This is a genomic window from Streptomyces yatensis, from assembly GCF_018069625.1.
In the GTDB taxonomy this organism is placed as follows: Bacteria; Actinomycetota; Actinomycetes; order Streptomycetales; family Streptomycetaceae; genus Streptomyces; species Streptomyces yatensis.
The window spans coordinates 6355602-6371125 of sequence record NZ_CP072941.1 but is presented as its reverse complement, the minus strand read 5'-3'; the positions used below and the strand labels follow the sequence as shown (position 1 = coordinate 6371125).

General features: G+C 73.5%; 17 protein-coding genes and 1 pseudogene. All 18 read right to left on the bottom strand.

The window, feature by feature from the left end:
- Positions 1-15: 15 nt before the first annotated feature.
- The 18 genes and pseudogenes from J8403_RS26845 to J8403_RS26760 all read right to left on the bottom strand — a co-directional run bounded on the left by J8403_RS26845 (position 16) and on the right by J8403_RS26760 (position 15495).
- A complete protein-coding gene (locus tag J8403_RS26845; protein ID WP_211125401.1) occupies positions 16-945 on the bottom strand; it encodes an alpha/beta hydrolase in 930 nt (309 codons plus the stop codon).
- Positions 946-1128: 183 nt separating this feature from the next.
- Positions 1129-1926, bottom strand: coding sequence for a 2-hydroxychromene-2-carboxylate isomerase (locus J8403_RS26840; protein ID WP_211125400.1), 798 nt, complete (start codon positions 1924-1926; stop codon positions 1129-1131).
- 54 nt (positions 1927-1980) lie between these two features.
- Positions 1981-2766, bottom strand: a complete 786-nt coding sequence (fabG, locus tag J8403_RS26835; protein WP_211125399.1) for a 3-oxoacyl-ACP reductase FabG — start codon at positions 2764-2766, stop codon at positions 1981-1983.
- A gap of 33 nt (positions 2767-2799) precedes the next feature.
- Positions 2800-3366 carry a 3-hydroxyacyl-ACP dehydratase FabZ family protein gene (locus J8403_RS26830; RefSeq protein ID WP_211125398.1) on the bottom strand — a complete coding sequence of 189 codons (567 nt, stop codon included), beginning with the start codon at positions 3364-3366 and terminating at the stop codon, positions 2800-2802.
- The gene (locus tag J8403_RS26825; RefSeq protein ID WP_211125397.1) at positions 3363-3824 is read right to left on the bottom strand and encodes an ApeI family dehydratase; all 462 of its coding nucleotides are present in this window, start codon (positions 3822-3824) and stop codon (positions 3363-3365) included. Before J8403_RS26825 ends, J8403_RS26830 begins: the two co-directional genes overlap by 4 nt.
- A gap of 1 nt (position 3825) precedes the next feature.
- Positions 3826-4080: an acyl carrier protein gene (locus tag J8403_RS26820; protein WP_211125396.1), complete on the bottom strand. Its 255-nt coding sequence runs from the start codon at positions 4078-4080 to the stop codon at positions 3826-3828.
- 34 nt (positions 4081-4114) lie between these two features.
- Positions 4115-5167 carry an ACP S-malonyltransferase gene (locus tag J8403_RS26815; protein WP_211125395.1) on the bottom strand — a complete coding sequence of 351 codons (1053 nt, stop codon included), beginning with the start codon at positions 5165-5167 and terminating at the stop codon, positions 4115-4117.
- Positions 5168-5205: 38 nt separating this feature from the next.
- Positions 5206-6402 (bottom strand): beta-ketoacyl synthase N-terminal-like domain-containing protein, encoded by a 1197-nt coding sequence (locus J8403_RS26810; protein WP_211125394.1) that lies wholly within the window; start codon positions 6400-6402, stop codon positions 5206-5208.
- A 50-nt stretch (positions 6403-6452) separates the two neighbouring features.
- The gene (locus tag J8403_RS26805) at positions 6453-6848 is read right to left on the bottom strand and encodes a hypothetical protein (protein ID WP_211125393.1); all 396 of its coding nucleotides are present in this window, start codon (positions 6846-6848) and stop codon (positions 6453-6455) included.
- A 3-nt stretch (positions 6849-6851) separates the two neighbouring features.
- Positions 6852-7259 carry a DsrE family protein gene (locus J8403_RS26800; RefSeq protein WP_086710683.1) on the bottom strand — a complete coding sequence of 136 codons (408 nt, stop codon included), beginning with the start codon at positions 7257-7259 and terminating at the stop codon, positions 6852-6854.
- Positions 7259-7585: a hypothetical protein gene (locus J8403_RS26795; RefSeq protein WP_211125392.1), complete on the bottom strand. Its 327-nt coding sequence runs from the start codon at positions 7583-7585 to the stop codon at positions 7259-7261. The genes J8403_RS26800 and J8403_RS26795 overlap by 1 nt, the downstream gene beginning before the upstream one ends.
- The gene (locus J8403_RS26790; RefSeq protein WP_211125391.1) at positions 7582-8373 is read right to left on the bottom strand and encodes an SDR family oxidoreductase; all 792 of its coding nucleotides are present in this window, start codon (positions 8371-8373) and stop codon (positions 7582-7584) included. Before J8403_RS26790 ends, J8403_RS26795 begins: the two co-directional genes overlap by 4 nt.
- Positions 8374-8398: 25 nt before the next feature.
- The gene (locus tag J8403_RS26785; protein ID WP_211125390.1) at positions 8399-9517 is read right to left on the bottom strand and encodes a beta-ketoacyl synthase N-terminal-like domain-containing protein; all 1119 of its coding nucleotides are present in this window, start codon (positions 9515-9517) and stop codon (positions 8399-8401) included.
- A complete protein-coding gene (locus tag J8403_RS26780) occupies positions 9514-10785 on the bottom strand; it encodes a beta-ketoacyl-[acyl-carrier-protein] synthase family protein (protein ID WP_211125389.1) in 1272 nt (423 codons plus the stop codon). Before J8403_RS26780 ends, J8403_RS26785 begins: the two co-directional genes overlap by 4 nt.
- Positions 10785-11777: an acyl-CoA thioesterase family protein gene (locus tag J8403_RS26775; RefSeq protein WP_211128443.1), complete on the bottom strand. Its 993-nt coding sequence runs from the start codon at positions 11775-11777 to the stop codon at positions 10785-10787. The genes J8403_RS26780 and J8403_RS26775 overlap by 1 nt, the downstream gene beginning before the upstream one ends.
- A gap of 846 nt (positions 11778-12623) precedes the next feature.
- Positions 12624-13115 (bottom strand): annotated as a pseudogene (locus tag J8403_RS43805) (beta-ketoacyl synthase N-terminal-like domain-containing protein); the annotation flags it as partial.
- Positions 13112-14257, bottom strand: a complete 1146-nt coding sequence (locus tag J8403_RS26765; protein ID WP_211125388.1) for a beta-ketoacyl synthase N-terminal-like domain-containing protein — start codon at positions 14255-14257, stop codon at positions 13112-13114. The gene J8403_RS26765 and the pseudogene J8403_RS43805, both read right to left, overlap by 4 nt.
- Positions 14254-15495, bottom strand: a complete 1242-nt coding sequence (locus J8403_RS26760) for a beta-ketoacyl-[acyl-carrier-protein] synthase family protein (protein WP_211125387.1) — start codon at positions 15493-15495, stop codon at positions 14254-14256. Before J8403_RS26760 ends, J8403_RS26765 begins: the two co-directional genes overlap by 4 nt.
- Positions 15496-15524: the final 29 nt, after the last annotated feature.

The window sequence follows — 15524 nt, the reverse complement described above, 5'->3', positions numbered from 1 at the left end:
GGACGGTCAAGGTTGCTACCCCAGGGCCCGCTCAAGGAAATCCAGCACCACGCTCGCGTAGCCTTCAGGATCGGTCTCCAGCCCGAGCAGATGCTCGGCTCCCGGCAGGACGTGCGTCTCGGCCTGGGCATAGCGCTCGGCCAGCGCGTCCACCGAGGAAGGCGGCACGATCGCATCGTGCTCGCCCGACATGAACAACAGGGGGATCTTGGCGAACTTGCCCGTCGCGGGCGGGGGCCACTGGGCCCGGAGCATGGCCGGGCCCACCGCGCACAGCGTCCGCGCCACCACCGAACGGGCCGGCTCGCCCTTCAGCACGGCGGGCAGCGGCAGCGCCTCGGCCTCCAGGAACTTGCGCAGCAGCGGCGGGACGTCGTGCCCCGGCCCGCTGTCGCACACCAGCGCGTCAAGTTCGAACCCGTCGTGCGTCAGCGCCCACATGGACGAGAAGCACGAGAACGAGAAGCCGTAGAAGGCTATCCGCGCCGTGCCGTACCCCCGCCGGCCGCGCAGATGGGACACCACGGCGGTGACATCGCTCGCGAACCGGTCGCCCAGCCCGAACAGCGCCCAGTCGTCGCTGCTGGCCCCGTGGTTGCGGTGGTCGAACAGACAGACGGTGTACCCGGCGTCGTGCAGGAACTTGGCGTGGCGCAGGCTGTGGTCCTTCGCCGTGGCCATGCTGTGCCCGAGCACCACCACCTTCTCCGGGGACGCCGGGCACAGCCAGGTGTCCAGGTGCTTGCGCGCCGCGAAGGGCACCTTCAGCTCCGTGCAGGGCAGCCCGTGGTCCCGTGGGTGCTCCCGCTGTTCCCGGCGCCGCGGATGGAAGGCCAGATACGCCAGCGAGGCCCCGTACAGCGGGGCGATCGGCAGGGCCGCGGCCGAGAGGGCGCGGGCTCCCAGGGAGGGGGAGCGCGCCGACGTCTGGCGTGGCTCGGGCATCTGCGTCCTCCAGGAGGGGGAGTGTCCGTCGGCGGTCAGGGCGTTCTCGTCTCGGTCGCGGCGGGCGGTGGACGGGGCGGTCGGGACGGGCAGTTGGACGGGCGGTCGAACGGGCAGTTGGACGGGCGGTCGGACGGGCAGTTGGACGGGCGACAACGTGTGAACGAGCGGGCGGGCGAAGAGTCAGCCACAGCCTCCGGCATGGCCCGGATCGGCCGACCGGGCGGCGGCGAAGTCGGTGTCCGACGGCACGGCGGCGGGCGTGTCCCGGGAGCGGGGCCCGGACCGGTCACCGGAGCCCGGGCGCGGCCCGGAGCCGGAGCGGACCGCGTCGACGAAGGCCGGCAGCCGGTCCACGCCCCAGAACTTGTCATAGCCATGGGTGAAGAACGGCACGCCGAACGCCCCGGCGTCGCTGAGCGCGAGCAGGGCCTGGAGTCCCCGGCCGCCGCGCAGCTCCTCGTCATCGGCGGCCGCCGCCGCCCGGTCGGCCGGAAGCCCCAGCTCACCGGCGATGGCCGCGATGGTCGTACGGTCGCAGATGTCGCGGCCCTCCTGCCAGCGCGCCCGGTAGACGCGCTCGATGTAGGCGGGGCCGAGCCCCGCGTCCAGCGCCAGGAAGTACGGCAGATGCGGCACCTCCCAGACCGGGTCGAGATCCACCGGCCAGTGGACCGCGAGGCCGCGGTCGGTCGTCAGCCGGCGCACATCCTGGAGGATATAGAGATGCTTCTCCCGGGACATCGCCGTATACGGAAAGTGATGGCGTTGTTCGGCCATACGGCGCTCACCATCCGCGTCCGGCTCCCACCACGGGTGCCATTCCACCGCCTGTGCGACATCCGGATAGCGGTCCATCAGATCACGGTAGGCGATCCAGCTGTACGGGCTGCGGAAATTGAAATAGAAGCGCGGTACTTTGCTGCGCTTGGCTGCCACGTCCGTACCCCCTCGCTCGTCCGTCTCGTGCGTGACGCTCATGGAGCGGCCCTCAGCCGGCGACCACCGTTCGAACAAAGGTGCCGACGGCGCCCGTCAGAGGACGATGCCGCCGTCGACCTGGAACACCGCTCCGGTCACATACTCCGCTCCGACCAGGTACGCGACCATGTCGGCGACCTCCTCCGGACGGCCGAAGCGGCGCAGCGGGATGCTCTGCTCCGCCTCCTTGCGCACCCGGTCGGAAAGCTCCGCCGTCATATCGGTCTCGACGAAGCCGGGCGCCACCACATTGGCCCGTATGCCATACCGTCCGACCTCCTTGGCGAGCGACTTGGTGAAGCCGATGATCCCCGCTTTGGACGCCGCGTAATTGCTCTGGGTCGCATTGCCGTGGACCCCGGCGACCGACGAGATGTTGATGACGCATCCGGACTTGCGTTTCATCATTCCGAACACCACGGAACGGCACAGGTGATAGGTGCCGTCCAGGTTGACCTCCAGAACGTCCCGCCACTCCTCGTCCTTCATCAGCAGCAGCGGATTGTCCCGGGTGATCCCCGCGCTGGTGACCGCGACATCGACCGGGCCGAGCGACTCCTCGGCGAAGGCGACCAGTTCGCGCACCGCGCCCGCGTCGCGGACGTCCGTCTGCCGGCCGATCACCCGCCCGCCGCCGTGCCGCGCCGCCTCCTCCTCCAGCTCACGGGCGGCATCGGGGCTGGAGTGATGGCAGAACGCCACGTCGAAGCCGTCCCGGGCCAGCCGCAGCACGGTGGACCGGCCGATGCCGCGGGAGCCGCCGGAGACCAGCGCGACGCGCGGCGTCGGCTCGTTGTCACCGGATGCGCGGCCCGTGTCGTCGGATATTCGGTCGGACATACGGTGAGGTCCTTCTCCCGGAGGTGATGTCGGTCAGAGGGGGTCGGGCACAGGGGGGTCGGGCACGGGCGGCGCGGCCGCCGGCGGGGCGGTCACGGGCGGGGCGGTCACGGGCGGGGCGGTCACGGGCGGGGCCTCCAGGTCGGAGGCCGGGCGCATGGTCATCGTCAGCCGCCCGATGGTGAGGACGGTCTCCTTCCCGACCAGGCTCTCGCCCTCGAAGACGAAGGTCTCGCCGACCTGGCGGGCCAATCGCACATGATGCTCCACCACATCGCCCGGCACCACCGGGCGGTGGAACTCGGCGTCGGTGATCCCGCCGAGCAGCATCGCCTTGCCCTTGCGTACATCGGGGTTGGGCCGGTCCCAGGCCACCAGCACCCCGGCCACATGGCACCAGGACTCGATGAGCACCGTCCACGGATAGTGGTAGTCCTCCGCGGACGCGGTGTCCGGCATCCCCTCGTACCAGGGCTCATTGCAGGTGACCGCCTTCAGCCCGCGCGCCCGCTCGCCCGGCACCAGCTCGGTGACCCGGTCGACCAGCAGCATGGGGTAGCGGTGCGGCAGCACCCGCTTGATCTCATCGACAGTGATCATCCGGCGTCCGCTCCTCGGCCCTGGTCGCTCCGCTCCCCCGCCCCGGCCTCCGCGCCCCGGGCGTCCCGGTTCTCGAAGCGCAGCCTTATCTGCGCGGCGGGTCCGCGCCCGGTGGCCGCCGAGGCCCGGCAGCGCACCGCGCCGTCCTTGCGCGACCAGACGTATTCGCTGGTCAGCTCGTCCCCGGGGTAGACCGGGCTGAGGAACCGGGAGGACTCGACGGCCGCCAGGACCCAGCGCCCGCCCGGTTCGCGCTCCGGCAGTGTGGCGAGGGCGCCGCGCTGGACGTACTCCACGACACATACGCCGGGGAAGATGGCGAACCCCGGGAAGTGCCCGGCGAACACCTTCTCCGACGCGCCGACCACGGCCACGCACCGGGCGGGCCGCTCACCGGGGACGCCGGGGTCCACGACCTCCACGGTGCCGTCGACCGGTCCGCAGGCGGCCGCCGTCATCTCACTTCCCCAGCTTCGAGGCGAGCAGATCGTGCACCTTGCGGAGCGTGGTGATGTCCTTCATCTCCCGCTCCTCCAGCTTCACCGAGTACTTCTTCTCCAGGACGACCATGACCTCGAGGGCCATGAGGGAGTCCACGCCCAGCGTCTTGACGAAGTCGGCGTCGTCGGTGACGTCCTCCTCGTCCACATCGAGCACATCCGCGACGAAGGTGCGCAGTTCGTCCATGTCAAGGGCGGCGGTGGCGTCGGCCATGCGGGGGTCTCCTTCCGCTCTCAAAGGGTGAGGCTCAGCGGGGTACGGGGGTTCCGGACGCTCCGGAAGTTCCAGCGGTTTCAGGGGTTTCGGGGGTTTCAGAGGCTTCAGGGACTTCGGGGGCCGTGAGCTTGGCGAGGGCGGCGGACGACTCGACCGGGACGGTGAGCGCGCCCTTCGCGATCCGGCGGATCATGCCGGTCAGCTGGCGCCCGGGGCCCAGCTCCACGAACCGCGTGCAGCCGAGTTCATCGGCCAGCGTGCGGACGCTCTCCTCCCAGCGCACCGGGCTGGTGAGCTGGTTCAGTTCGAGCTCCCGCCAGCGTTCGCCGCTCGCGTACGGGCGGGCGTCCACGTTGGCGACGACCGGAAGGTGCTCGGGGGCGAACCGCACGGCGGCCAGGGCCTCGCGCACGTCGTCGGCGGCCGGGGCCATCAGCGGGCTGTGGAAGGCGCCGCCGACGGCGAGCCGGATCACCTTGCCCTCGTTCTCGACGGCCAGTTCGGCGAGCCGGTCCACGGCCTCGGCGGTGCCCGAGAGCACGATGGCGCCGGGTGCGTTGACATTGGCGATCCAGACCTGGCCGCCGTCCTCCTGGACCTGGGCGACCAGCGCCGCCACGGTCTCGGGGCCGAGCCGCACCACGGCGGCCATGGTGCCGGGCGACCGCTCGGCGCACGCGCGCATGGCCCGGCCGCGGGCGGCGACGAGGCGGGCGGTGTCGGCGAGCGGCAGGGCCCCGGCGGCGTGGAGCGCGGTGTACTCGCCCAGGCTGTGCCCGGCGCAGGCCACCACATCGCCCAGCAGCCCGGCGGCCTCCGCCTCGCGGTGGGCGAGCACCTCCGTGGTGAAGACGGCGATCTGGGCGAGATCGGTGCGGCGCAGCGTCTCGTCGTCGGCCTTCAGCAGGAGTTCCTCGACGTCGATACCGGTGTACTCCGATACCTCGGCCACCAGCGCCCAGGAGGGGGTGTCCCGCCAGGCCTCGCCCATGCCCGCCTTCTGGGCGCCCTGCCCGGGGAAGACCAGTGCCGTACGGGGCGCCTCTCCGCCGGGCGCGCCGCCCGTCGTCTCTCGGTCCGTCATCTCAACCAGCTCCTTCAGCTCAGGGGGCGGCCGGCCCGTCACCGGATCCGCAGCAGGGCCGCACCGACCACGCCGTCCCGGTCCACGGTGGTGACCAGGGCGAGGTCGCCATTTTTCAGAGGCTCGGTTCGCCTCCGGGACGCTTCACTGTCCCCCAGCTGCCGCTGGGAGGTGCCCCCCGTCGACGGTCGACCGTGCTCGGCCATCGCCAGCACGGCGGCGATCTGGAAGGCCGCCGCGGCGGCGCAGGTGTCCCCGACGGTGTCGGCTGCCGTGATTCGCGGCGGCTCCGCACCCCCGAGGGCGTCGGCGAGGGCGCCGCGCTCGGCCTCCCCCTCGGCGCCGGGGGCGCCGGAGTCGGCGACGGCGCTCAGCTCGCCGGGGGTCACGCCGGTGCGGTCCAGCAGCCGGCCGAGCGCCTCGGCGAGCACCGTACGGGCCCGCTTCGCGTCCGCCGCGCAGCCGAACTCCAGGCCCAGGACCTCGGCGAGCGGCTTACGGCCGTGTTCGCGCGCCGCGGCGTCGGGCTCCAGCAGCCACACGGCCGCGCCCTCGCCGAGCACGGCGGCGCTGTCGGCGCTCTCCTCATCCGTGCGGGCGTGCCACTCCAGCCAGGCGCGGGCGGAGGAGAACTCCTCGACCGCCCCGCACAGCACGGCCTTGGCCCGTCCGGCGCGCTGCAGCCGCAGCGCGTACCGGAGGGCGAGCAGTCCGGTGGCGCGGCCGCCCGCGATGGTGGTGTTGGGGCCCCTGAGCCCGTGCCAGATGGCGGACTGGCCGGCCGCGCAGTTCATCACGGTGTTGGGGAACCGGGCCGGGTCCACGTAGAAGGGCTTCTCCCCCACCAGCGAGTCCCGGGTGAAGTCCATGATGCTCTGCGCGGAGCCGGTGCTGGTGCCGAGCGCCAGTCCGGTGTCCTCGCCCACCCCCGGCAGCCGCTCGGCCTCGTCGTGCTCCCGCTCCCCGGTCAGCAGGTGGCGGATCGCGGTGACGGCCAGTCCGGTGGCCCGGTCCATCGAGCGGGTGCCCTTGCGGCCGAGGATCTGCCGGATGTGGAAGTCGGGCACGAGGCTCGCCTCGCGGAACGGCACCGACCACTCCTCGGGGTCCAGCGGACGGCCGGCCGCCCGGCCGGACCGCAGGGCCGCGGTGAAGTCGGCCCCGCGCAGTCCCAGGGGCGATACGGCGGTCCAGGCCGAGATGACCGGGACTGCCCCGCCGGGGGCGTTGACCATGGGTTCGGGTACTCCTTCGGTAGCGGCCCGGGGGCCGTGGGAGGGGCGGGTCACAGGAACCACACCTGTTCGTAGGAGGGCCAGCGGGCCGCGAGGTCGTCGCCCTCGATGACGCGTACGCCGGGCAGCAGCCGCTCGGCGGCCGTGCGGCCGAGCGCGGCCAGACCGTCCTGCTCGACCAGCACGGTCACCCCGGCGGCCAGCAGCTTCGCCACGGAGGCCGGGGGGTGGGGCAGGGTGTCCAGGGTGCGGTTGCCCAGGCGCAGCGTGGGCCGCGGGCCCGTGTCGAGGGCGTAGCCGACGGCGGGGCCGCGCAGCGCCACATCGCAGCCGCCGCTCTGCCGGTGCAGATCGGGCACGCAGTACAGCACGTCGGCGTACTGGGTCTCGATCGAGCCCCGGTACGCCTTCTCCACGATCAGCAGCCAGCGCGCCTGGTCGCCCATGGCTCAGCACACCCCCATGAGCAGGCTCTTGTCCGCCGCGTTCACATGCTCGGCGAAGACGAAGGGGGCCCGCGTGCGCACCTGCGGAATCTGGTCCGCGGCGCCCCGCTCCTCGGCGCAGAAGCGGCACACGTACCAGTACAGCCGGTCGGGGTGATCCTCGATCAGCTCGCGGACGACGCGGGCGGTGGACGGATGCTCGCGCCCCAGGTCGGTGTAGTCGCGCGGTTTGGTGTCGCCGAGGGCCGCGCCGGTCAGCCGGGTGGCGTCGCCGCAGGTCCAGATCTGCACCCTGGCCCCCCGGGCGAGCAGCGCGGACGCCAGCCGCAGCGCCGAGGTGACCAGGTCGCTCTGGTGAGGCGCGCCGAAGAGGTTGAGCAGCACATCGGTACGGGGAACGGGCCTGGGCATCAGTGCCACACCGCCCTGACCCGCGGTTCCAGCAGCTTGGCGGCCACGTCGTCCATCTCCACCAGCCGCGCCCGGGGCGTCAGATCGGCGGCGGGCAGGGCGCGCTGGGCGGCGGAGAAGGAGTCCACCCACAGCTCGCCGCCGTCGCCGAGGAACGTCTCGATGCCCGGCGCGGTGCCGGGGACGGCGGCGGTCACGCCGTTCTCGACGAGGAACAGCACCACCTGGTGGCCGTCCCTGGCCAGCCGCGCGGCGTCGCCGAGGAAACGCTCGCAAGCGGGTCCGGCCTGCGGCCCGCCGCTCTCGATCAGCAGATGGGCCGTCATGTCAGCAGCTCACCCCCGTCCACGCCGATCACATTGCCGGTGATCCAGGAGGAGTCGGTGCGCGAGAGCAGCGAGACGGCTTCGGCGACGTCCTCGGGGCGGGTCAGCCGCCGGTGCGGATTGAGGTCCCGCGCGTGGACGGCGAGCCGGTCGCTGCCGGGGATGCGCTCCATGGACGGGGTCGGGGTCACCCCGGCGCGCAGCGCGTTGACGGCGATACCGGAGGGGGCGAGCTCCAGCGCGAGCTGGCGTACGTGGGACTCCAGGGCGGCCTTGGCCGCGGAGACGGCGCCGTAGTGGGGCATCACCCGGGTGCCCCCGGCGCTGGTCATCGCGTACACCTTGGCGCCCTCGCGCAGCAGCCCCGCGGTGAACAGGTCCTGGGTCCAGTAGACGAGGGAGTGCGCCATCACGTCGAGCGTCATGTTCATCTGGCGGGAGGTCAGGCTGTCCTCGCCCTCCGCGCCGACGTACGGCAGCAGGGTGCCGAAGGCCAGGGAGTGCACCACGATCCGGATGCCCGTGCCGCCGGTCAGCTCCTCGAACCGGGGCAGCAGCTCCTCGCGGGTGCGGGCGGAGGCCGCGTTGGCGTTGAAGAAGTGGGCCTCGACGCCGTGGCCGCGCATCTCCTCGCGGGCGACGGCGGCCTTCTCCTGGCCGTCGGTGGTGTCGAAGTGGACGCCCAGGATGTGGACGCCCTCACGGGCCAGTTCATGGGCGATGGCCAGGCCCATTCCGCTGGAGGCGCCCAGGACCAGGCACCAGGAACCTTCGAGTCGGGTGATCATCGGCCGCTCGCCCTCCGTCGTCCGCTCATCGGCTGCTCGCTTCCGCGCCGCCGGCTTCCGCTCCGGCGGTGCTGCCCGGGGTGACGCCGCCCGGGATGACCAGGCAGACCGCGGCGTTCCCCTCGGCCGCCGCGGTGACGACGGCGTGGACATGGCCCGCCGGTGCGCCGAGGGCGGCGGCCACGCGCGCCACCGGCTCCAGGGCGCCCGCGCCGGCCAGGACCCGCTCGGGCTTCCCGGCGGCCGTCCGCCCGCCCGGCGCCCGCTCGTCGAGCACCTTCTCCTCCAGCGCTGCCGCCACCGCCTCGCCGACCGGGGAGCCGTCCAGGACGGCGGTGACGGCCAGGGGCTGGTCCGGCCGGTGGCCGAGGGCGTCCAGCGCGTCCCGCAGCAGCGCCGCGGCCCGCTCGACCCCCTCGGCGGAGGCGGCCGACCGCGGCGGCAGGAAGAACGAGCGGACGTCCACCCGGCCCAGCGCCGCCGCTCCCCGGCTCCGGGCGGCCGCCTCGGGTTCCAGCACCAGCGCGACGGCTCCGGCCTCCGAGGTCTCCGCCCCCGGTTCGCCCTCGGGCAGCGCCTCCTCGGTGGCCCCGGCCAGCAGCCACCGGGCCCGGCCGGTGACGAGGGCGCGCCGGCCGTTCTGCAGCGCTTCGAGGCCCGCGACACGGGGGCTGGTGAAGGTGAGGTTGAAGCCCTTGAGGTCGTGTTCGGTGGCCAGCCGGCTGCCGAAGAGGTTGATGGAGAAGTAGGGCGCGGTGACCGGGGACAGGTTTCCGGCCCCGGTGGCGGTGACCGTACGGTCCATCGTGTGGTGCAGGGCGACGGCCGCGCTGTTGGTGCCCACCGCGGCGCCCCGCTCCTCGGGCCCCACCGCGTCCAGGGCGTCCGGGCCCGCCTGTGCCAGCGCGCGCTTGGCCGCGGCGAGGAAGTACTGGGAGGCGGTGGGCAGGTACTTGTAGCCGTGCCGGCCGAGCGCCGTACGGAAGTCGAAGCCGTCCGCGCCCACGGTGCCGATGCCCGTCACCACCAGGCCGACGGCCGGTTCGCCGCGCGCGGCCTCCTCGTTCGCTCCTCCGCCCACGCGGCGCAAAGGCGCGGCGTTCGTCGCCATCCGCGGCCCGGCGGCCGCATGTGCGTCGCTCACGCGGCGGCCTCCCCGAAGACGAGCGAGATGTTGTTGCCCCCGAACGCGTAGGCGTTGACCAGCCCGTACGCCCCTGTCATGGGCGCGGAGCCGGACGGCAGCGGCACCGCGCACTCCGGGTCCGGCGTGCCGACCGGCACATTCGGCGGCAGCGTCTTGTGGTGCAGCACCAACGTGGCGGCCAGCGCGGCGAACGCGCCCGCCGCACCGCCGGTGTGCCCGATGAGCGCCTTGACACTGTAGAGCGGCGTCCGGGGGGTCAGCGCGTCCAGCACCTGGCTCTCGACCACGTCGTTGAGCGCGGTGCCGGTGCCGTGCGGGATCACGAACCCCAGCCCGCCCGAACCGGATTCCGTCCCGGGCCCCGAGCCTGTCCCGGCCCCCGCCTCCCGCAGCGCCACGCGCATCGCGCGCTCGATCTGCTCGCCGGAGGGCTCGGGGGCGGTCGGGTGGTAGGCGTCGCAGCTCCAACCTGCGCCCGCCAGACGGCCGTAGACGGTGCGCGCGCCGCGCGCGCGGGCGTGCGCGGCGGACTCCAGGACGAGCACGGCGGCACCCTCGCCGAAGAGAGTGCCGCGCCGCTCGGCGGCGAACGGGCGGCAGCGCTCCGGGTCGATGGCGCCCAGCCGGTTGAAGCAGGCGAGGGCGACCCGGGAGTACGCCTCGGCGCCGCCCGCGATGACCACGTCGGCCTCGCCGGAGCGGATCAGATCGGCGGCCATCGAGAGCGCGTAGCCGCTGGCGGCGCACGCGTTGCTGACACAGGTGTTGACGCCCTGTGCGCCGAACCACCCGCCGACCACCGAGGCCAGCGGAAAGGCGGGCGCCCAGCGGCCGGACGCGGGGGCCCCGCCGGTCCACCAGCCCTCGTGCAGATCCGTGTCGCCCATACCGGTGCTGAGGGCGACGGCCACCCGGCGCGGGTCGAGCCCGGCGCGCGTGGTGCCCGAGGCGTCCGTGGCCTCCGAGGCGGCGTCCGAGGCGTCAGGCCCCGGCAGCGCGGCGAGCCCCGCGTCGGCGACCGCCTCGCGCGCCGCCGCGAGCGCGAACTGGGAGCCGCGTCCCAGCGGCAGCCCGTCCTGCTCCTCGGGACCGTCCGGAAGGTCGGCCTCCGGCACCAGGTACATCAGCGGATGGTCCATCCGCGCGAGCGGATCGGGGACCCGCACCGGCGCGGTGTCCGCCGCGTGCATCCCCCGCCAGAAGGCGTCCACGCCCGTGCCCAGCGGGGACAGCGCGCCGAGTCCGGTGACCAGTACGTCGTCCATCAGGTGGCGCTCTGCTTTCCCGCCAGGGCGTCCAGCACCCGCTGGTCGAAGGGGACCAGCCGCCAGTCGCTGCGGTTCTCGATCACCGCGTAGCCATGGGTGATCCGGCCGGTGGCCGTGAGGGTGAGCGCGCCGTCGCGGACGACGAAGCAGTCCATCCCGGCGGTGTAGGTGAGGTCCTTGAAGATCTCCTCCACCGTGTAGACGGTGTAGAGGTCCTCCTCCATCACCGCCTCGTCGATGACGCGCACCGAGGACTGGGGGACCACCGGTATCCACCTGCGGTCGTCCAGCAGGGTCTTGATGGAGATGCCGCGGTCCAGGACGAAGCGGTCCTTGGCCTCCTCCATCAGCCGCAGATAGCCGGACATCTGCAGCCGCTCGGTGAAGTGGCAGTACGGATAGGGGATGTTCCACTTCCAGGCGTAGGCGTTGCGGCCCTCGGTCAGCGAGGCCAGGACGGCGTCCTCGCCGCCGTCCGGCAGCGACACCCGGATCCGCGCGAGCTCGCCGGCGGACCCCTCCGCCCCCAGCCGGTCCACCACGAACGGCGCGAATTCGGCGGGGGCTTCGGTGGGCTCCGGCAGATAGCTGTCGGCACGCAGCGAGACCCGCACCTTGGCGGCGACGGCCTTGAGGACCGAGCCGCCGCGCTCCACGCGGAGGGTCACCAGGAAGCCGAGGGTGCGGTCGTCGTCGGCGGTGTCCGGCGTCACCTCGGCCTCGGCCACGTCGTCCATGTGGAAGGCGTGCAGGATACGGGTCTCCAGGGCGACGATGTCCAGCCCGAGACCGTGCTCCTCGTACAGCCGGCGGGCCGGCGCCCCGGAGTCCGCGAAGTGCACCAGCACGGCTTCCTCGACGAGGTAGTTGACGTGTTTGAAGCCGATCCAGGTGCAGATGTTCGAGCCCTCGTAGCGCGGGCGCAGCCGGACGGTGGTGACGTCCGTCAGCAGGGCTTTGGTCGACATCGGCGGGGCGGCGGCGGTCATCGGGAACACTCCATGGAGATAAGGGGGGCACGTGGGGGGGTGCGGGTGGCACCGGTCGGGCGCGGGGCGCAGCAGCAGTCCGGCCACGGCGTCCGCGGTGTCGTCACCGCTGGTGATCAGCGCCTGGCGGGACGCGGGCACGGGCACCTGACCCGGCGCGGCCCCGGGACCGGCGTCGAAGGCGGTACCGCTCCCGGCTACCGCTTCCGGCCCGACGGCTTGCGGCCCGACGGCTTGCCGCCCGGCGTTTTGCCGCCCGGCGGCTTGCGGCCCAGCGTCTTGCGGTCCCGCGTCTTGCGGCCGCGCGGCTTGCGGCCCGGCGCCGGTCTCGGCGTCCGTCCCGGCCTCGGCGCGGGCCAGCCAGCCGATGGCCGCCACGCACTGCAGCACCCCGAGGGCCCCGGAGGCCCGGCCCACCGCGCTGGTGACGTCGTAGCGCGGCACGGCCTCCGGCACCGGTACGGCCCCGGCCGACCCATCGGCCCCGGGCTCGGCCCCGACCCCGACGGGCCCATCGGCCCCGGGCTCGGCCCCGGCCGACCCATCGGCCCCGGCGGGCCCCTCGGCGTAACGCTCGGGGGTGAACCAGACGCCGGGCGCGGCGCCGCCGGGCAGCAGGGCCGCCACACAGCCGCTGAGCCCGGCCCGCCGTTCGTACGGGCCGAGGGTGGCGGCGGCCCGCGCCCCCCGGTCCTCGGCCCACCGGGCGCCCTCGACCACGAGGGCGGCCGCGCCGTCCAGCAGCTCATCGGCGGACCGGCCGAGCAGGTCCTCCACGACGGCGTTGTGCGTCTCCACGCCGATCACCACCGCACGCCGGACCCGGCCCGCCGCGACCAGCGCGGCGCCCCAGTGGACGGCGTCCAGGCCGGATGTCGCCCCGTTGCACAGCATCAGGTTGGGGCCGCGCAGTCCGTGGCGGATGGCGACCCAGGAGGCGATCACATTGCTGGAGGCGTTCGGCAGGCTCATGGGGCTGAGGTCCACGGCCGAACGCTCGGCAATGGCGGCGGCGGTGAGGCAGGCGGTGTCGAGGTTGCCCAGGTTGGAGCTGGCGACCACGCCGACGGTGTCGCCGGGCACCGTCACCTCCTCGCCGTCGGAGGGGATCAGACGGGCGTCCCGCAGCGCGTCGAGCGCGGCGCACAGCGCCAGCCGGGTGGCCCGGTCCTTGTAGCGGTGGCCGCGGCGGCCGATCCGGGCGGCGGTGTCGAACGGTGCGGCGGCGGGTCCGCTGACGGGGCGGGCGGCGCGGCGCAGCAGCGCGTCGGGGGTGTCGGCACCCGGGAGGGCCAGGCCGACGCCGGTGACGACGACTTCGCCGGGGCCTCGCGTCATCGGCCGGCCCTCTCCACGATGGCGACCGCGTTGACACCGCCGAAGCCGAACGCGTCGATCTGCGCGACCCGCAGATCCCCGCCGTCCCGCGCCTCCTCCCGGACGAACCGGAACGCCTCGGCCTCGGGCAGCGGTTCGGCCAGGCCCAGGGTGGGCGGCACCCGGCCCGACGCCAGGGACTCCAGCGCGACGATCAGGCTGAGCAGACCGGAGCCGCCCGAGGTGTGGCCGGTCATGGACTTGATGGCGGTCATCAGGGGCCCGCGCACCTCGTGGCCGAAGACCTCGGCGATGGCGGCGGCCTCGGCGGCGTCGTTCAGCTGGGTGCCGGTGCCGTGCAGCAGCACCAGATCGATGTCGCCCGGTTTGACGCCCGCCCGCCACTGCGCCTCGTGCACCGCCCGCGCGATGCCGCGGGGGTCGGGGGCGGTCACATGGCGCGCGTCGCAGTTCATGCTGACGGCGCGCACCCGGCCGAGCGCGCCACCCCCCGCGCCGGGCTCCTCCCGGCGCAGCACCACGGCCGCCGCGCCGTCGCCCATCAGCACCCCGCGCCGGTCCCGGTCGAACGGCCGGACACGGTCGGGGGGTTCGCTGTTGACCCGGTCCAGCAGCCCGTACATCGACTCGGTGAGGGTGTCCACACCGGCCACCACCACGGTGTCCTCGGCCCCCGTGGTCAGCAGGTCGGCGGCGAGTGCGAGCGCGTAGAGGGAGGCCGAACAGGCCCCGGAGAAGGTGTGGGTGCGGACGGCGCCGAAACGTCTCCGCAGTGCGGTGCCGAAGTGCAGCCGGCCGATGTCGAAGGGCGCGCCGTCGCGCCAGGCGAGTTCGGCGGAGCGCAGTTCCCGCAGCCCGGTGCCGACGAGGACGGGCACCTCGCTCAGGTCCTCGCCGAGCCCCGCCTGGGCCGCGGCCTCGCCGACCGCGCGCAGCAGCCAGTCGGTGGCGCGGCCCGGGAGGTCGGCGCCGGGCGCGGGGCGGTCGTCGATCTCGTACGCGTGGCGGGTCCGGTACCGCTCCCGGTCGAAGCCGCGCAGTTCCCCGAGTCCGCTGATGCCGGCGCACAGAGCCTGGAAGACCTCGTCGACGCCCTCGCCCACGCTCGCCACGGCTCCGGCGCCGGTCACCAGCTGACTCATGCCCAGTCCGCTCGGCTCTTGCCGAAGATGACGACGGCGTTGTTGCCGCCGAAGGCCAGGCCGTTGTTCTGGACCACCTTCAGATCGGCGTCCACGGCCTGGTTGGGCACACAGTCCAGACCGCATTCCGGGTCGGTCTCTTGGTGGTTGATGGTCGGCGGGATGAACCCCTCGGTGAGCGCGAGGGCGCAGGCGATCGAGGCCAGTGCCCCGGCGGCGCCCATGGAATGGCCGATCATCGACTTGATGGAGACCGTGCGCGGCGGGGCGGCGTCCCCGAACACCTGGCGGATGGCGCGGGCCTCGGTGATGTCATTGGCCTTGGTGCCGGTGCCGTGCGCGGAGATGAAGTCGACTTCTTCCGGCTTGACCTGGGCGTTGTCCAGGGCCAGCCGCATACAGCGGGCCACGCTGTCCTGGTTGGGGGCCACGGGGTGGTCCGCGTCGCAGTTGAGTCCGTAGCCGAGGACCTCGGCGTAGATACGGGCGCCCCGGGCCAGCGCCGACTCCAGGCTCTCCAGCACCAGGATGCCCGCGCCCTCGCCGGTGAGGATGCCCTTGCGATCCTTGTCGAAGGGCTGGCAGCGCTCGGGGGCGATGGTGCCGAGGCGGTAGAAGCCGGTGAAGGTCTTACGGCACAGGGCGTCGGCCCCGCCGCACAGCGCGAGGTCCACGTCCCCGGCGCGGATGGCGTCGAAGCCGTAGCCGATCGCGTAGTTCCCGGCAGCGCATGCGGTGGGGAGGGTGACCGCCTCGGCCCGGGTGAGGCCGAACTCCTGGGCGATCGCGCTCGAAAGCCGTCCGGCGGGCACCCGCCGGGCGACCGTGGGATCCATCCGCTCGGGCCCCAGGTCCACTTCCTCCTCGACCAGATGGTCCAGGTCCCTGGACTCGCCGTCGGTCGTGCCGACGGAGATCAGACAGGGGATGTCGCGCAGCGCGCTCTCCGACTCGGCGAATCCGGCGTCGGCCACCGCCATACGGGCCGCCGCGACCGAGAACCGGCTCGCCCGGCCCAGGGTCCGCACATCGAGATTTCGAATCCACCGGTCCGGCTCGAAATCCTTGACCTCACACGCCGTAGAGCGGTCGAAGCCCTCCGTGTCGAACGCGGTGATGGGGCCCGCCGCGCTCTTCCCGGCGCGCAGTCCGGCGAGGAATTCCGCCGCGCCGATGCCGATCCCGGACACCGCACCGAGGCCGGTGACGACGACCCTGCGACCCGGCTCACCACGCATTTCGCCCTGCCTTCCGAGAGACCGCCTGG

Bases quoted from the DNA above. Each gene is read 5' to 3' on its own strand.
- J8403_RS26845 (WP_211125401.1), bottom strand. From the start codon at position 945: ATGCCCGAGCCACGCCAGACGTCGGCGCGCTCCCCCTCCCTGGGAGCC.
- J8403_RS26840 (WP_211125400.1), bottom strand. From the start codon at position 1,926: ATGAGCGTCACGCACGAGACGGACGAGCGAGGGGGTACGGACGTGGCA.
- fabG (WP_211125399.1), bottom strand. From the start codon at position 2,766: ATGTCCGACCGAATATCCGACGACACGGGCCGCGCATCCGGTGACAAC.
- J8403_RS26830 (WP_211125398.1), bottom strand. From the start codon at position 3,366: ATGATCACTGTCGATGAGATCAAGCGGGTGCTGCCGCACCGCTACCCC.
- J8403_RS26825 (WP_211125397.1), bottom strand. From the start codon at position 3,824: ATGACGGCGGCCGCCTGCGGACCGGTCGACGGCACCGTGGAGGTCGTG.
- J8403_RS26820 (WP_211125396.1), bottom strand. From the start codon at position 4,080: ATGGCCGACGCCACCGCCGCCCTTGACATGGACGAACTGCGCACCTTC.
- J8403_RS26815 (WP_211125395.1), bottom strand. From the start codon at position 5,167: ATGACGGACCGAGAGACGACGGGCGGCGCGCCCGGCGGAGAGGCGCCC.
- J8403_RS26810 (WP_211125394.1), bottom strand. From the start codon at position 6,402: ATGGTCAACGCCCCCGGCGGGGCAGTCCCGGTCATCTCGGCCTGGACC.
- J8403_RS26805 (WP_211125393.1), bottom strand. From the start codon at position 6,848: ATGGGCGACCAGGCGCGCTGGCTGCTGATCGTGGAGAAGGCGTACCGG.
- J8403_RS26800 (WP_086710683.1), bottom strand. From the start codon at position 7,259: ATGCCCAGGCCCGTTCCCCGTACCGATGTGCTGCTCAACCTCTTCGGC.
- J8403_RS26795 (WP_211125392.1), bottom strand. From the start codon at position 7,585: ATGACGGCCCATCTGCTGATCGAGAGCGGCGGGCCGCAGGCCGGACCC.
- J8403_RS26790 (WP_211125391.1), bottom strand. From the start codon at position 8,373: ATGATCACCCGACTCGAAGGTTCCTGGTGCCTGGTCCTGGGCGCCTCC.
- J8403_RS26780 (WP_211125389.1), bottom strand. From the start codon at position 10,785: ATGGACGACGTACTGGTCACCGGACTCGGCGCGCTGTCCCCGCTGGGC.
- J8403_RS26775 (WP_211128443.1), bottom strand. From the start codon at position 11,777: ATGACCGCCGCCGCCCCGCCGATGTCGACCAAAGCCCTGCTGACGGAC.
- J8403_RS26765 (WP_211125388.1), bottom strand. From the start codon at position 14,257: ATGAGTCAGCTGGTGACCGGCGCCGGAGCCGTGGCGAGCGTGGGCGAG.
- J8403_RS26760 (WP_211125387.1), bottom strand. From the start codon at position 15,495: ATGCGTGGTGAGCCGGGTCGCAGGGTCGTCGTCACCGGCCTCGGTGCG.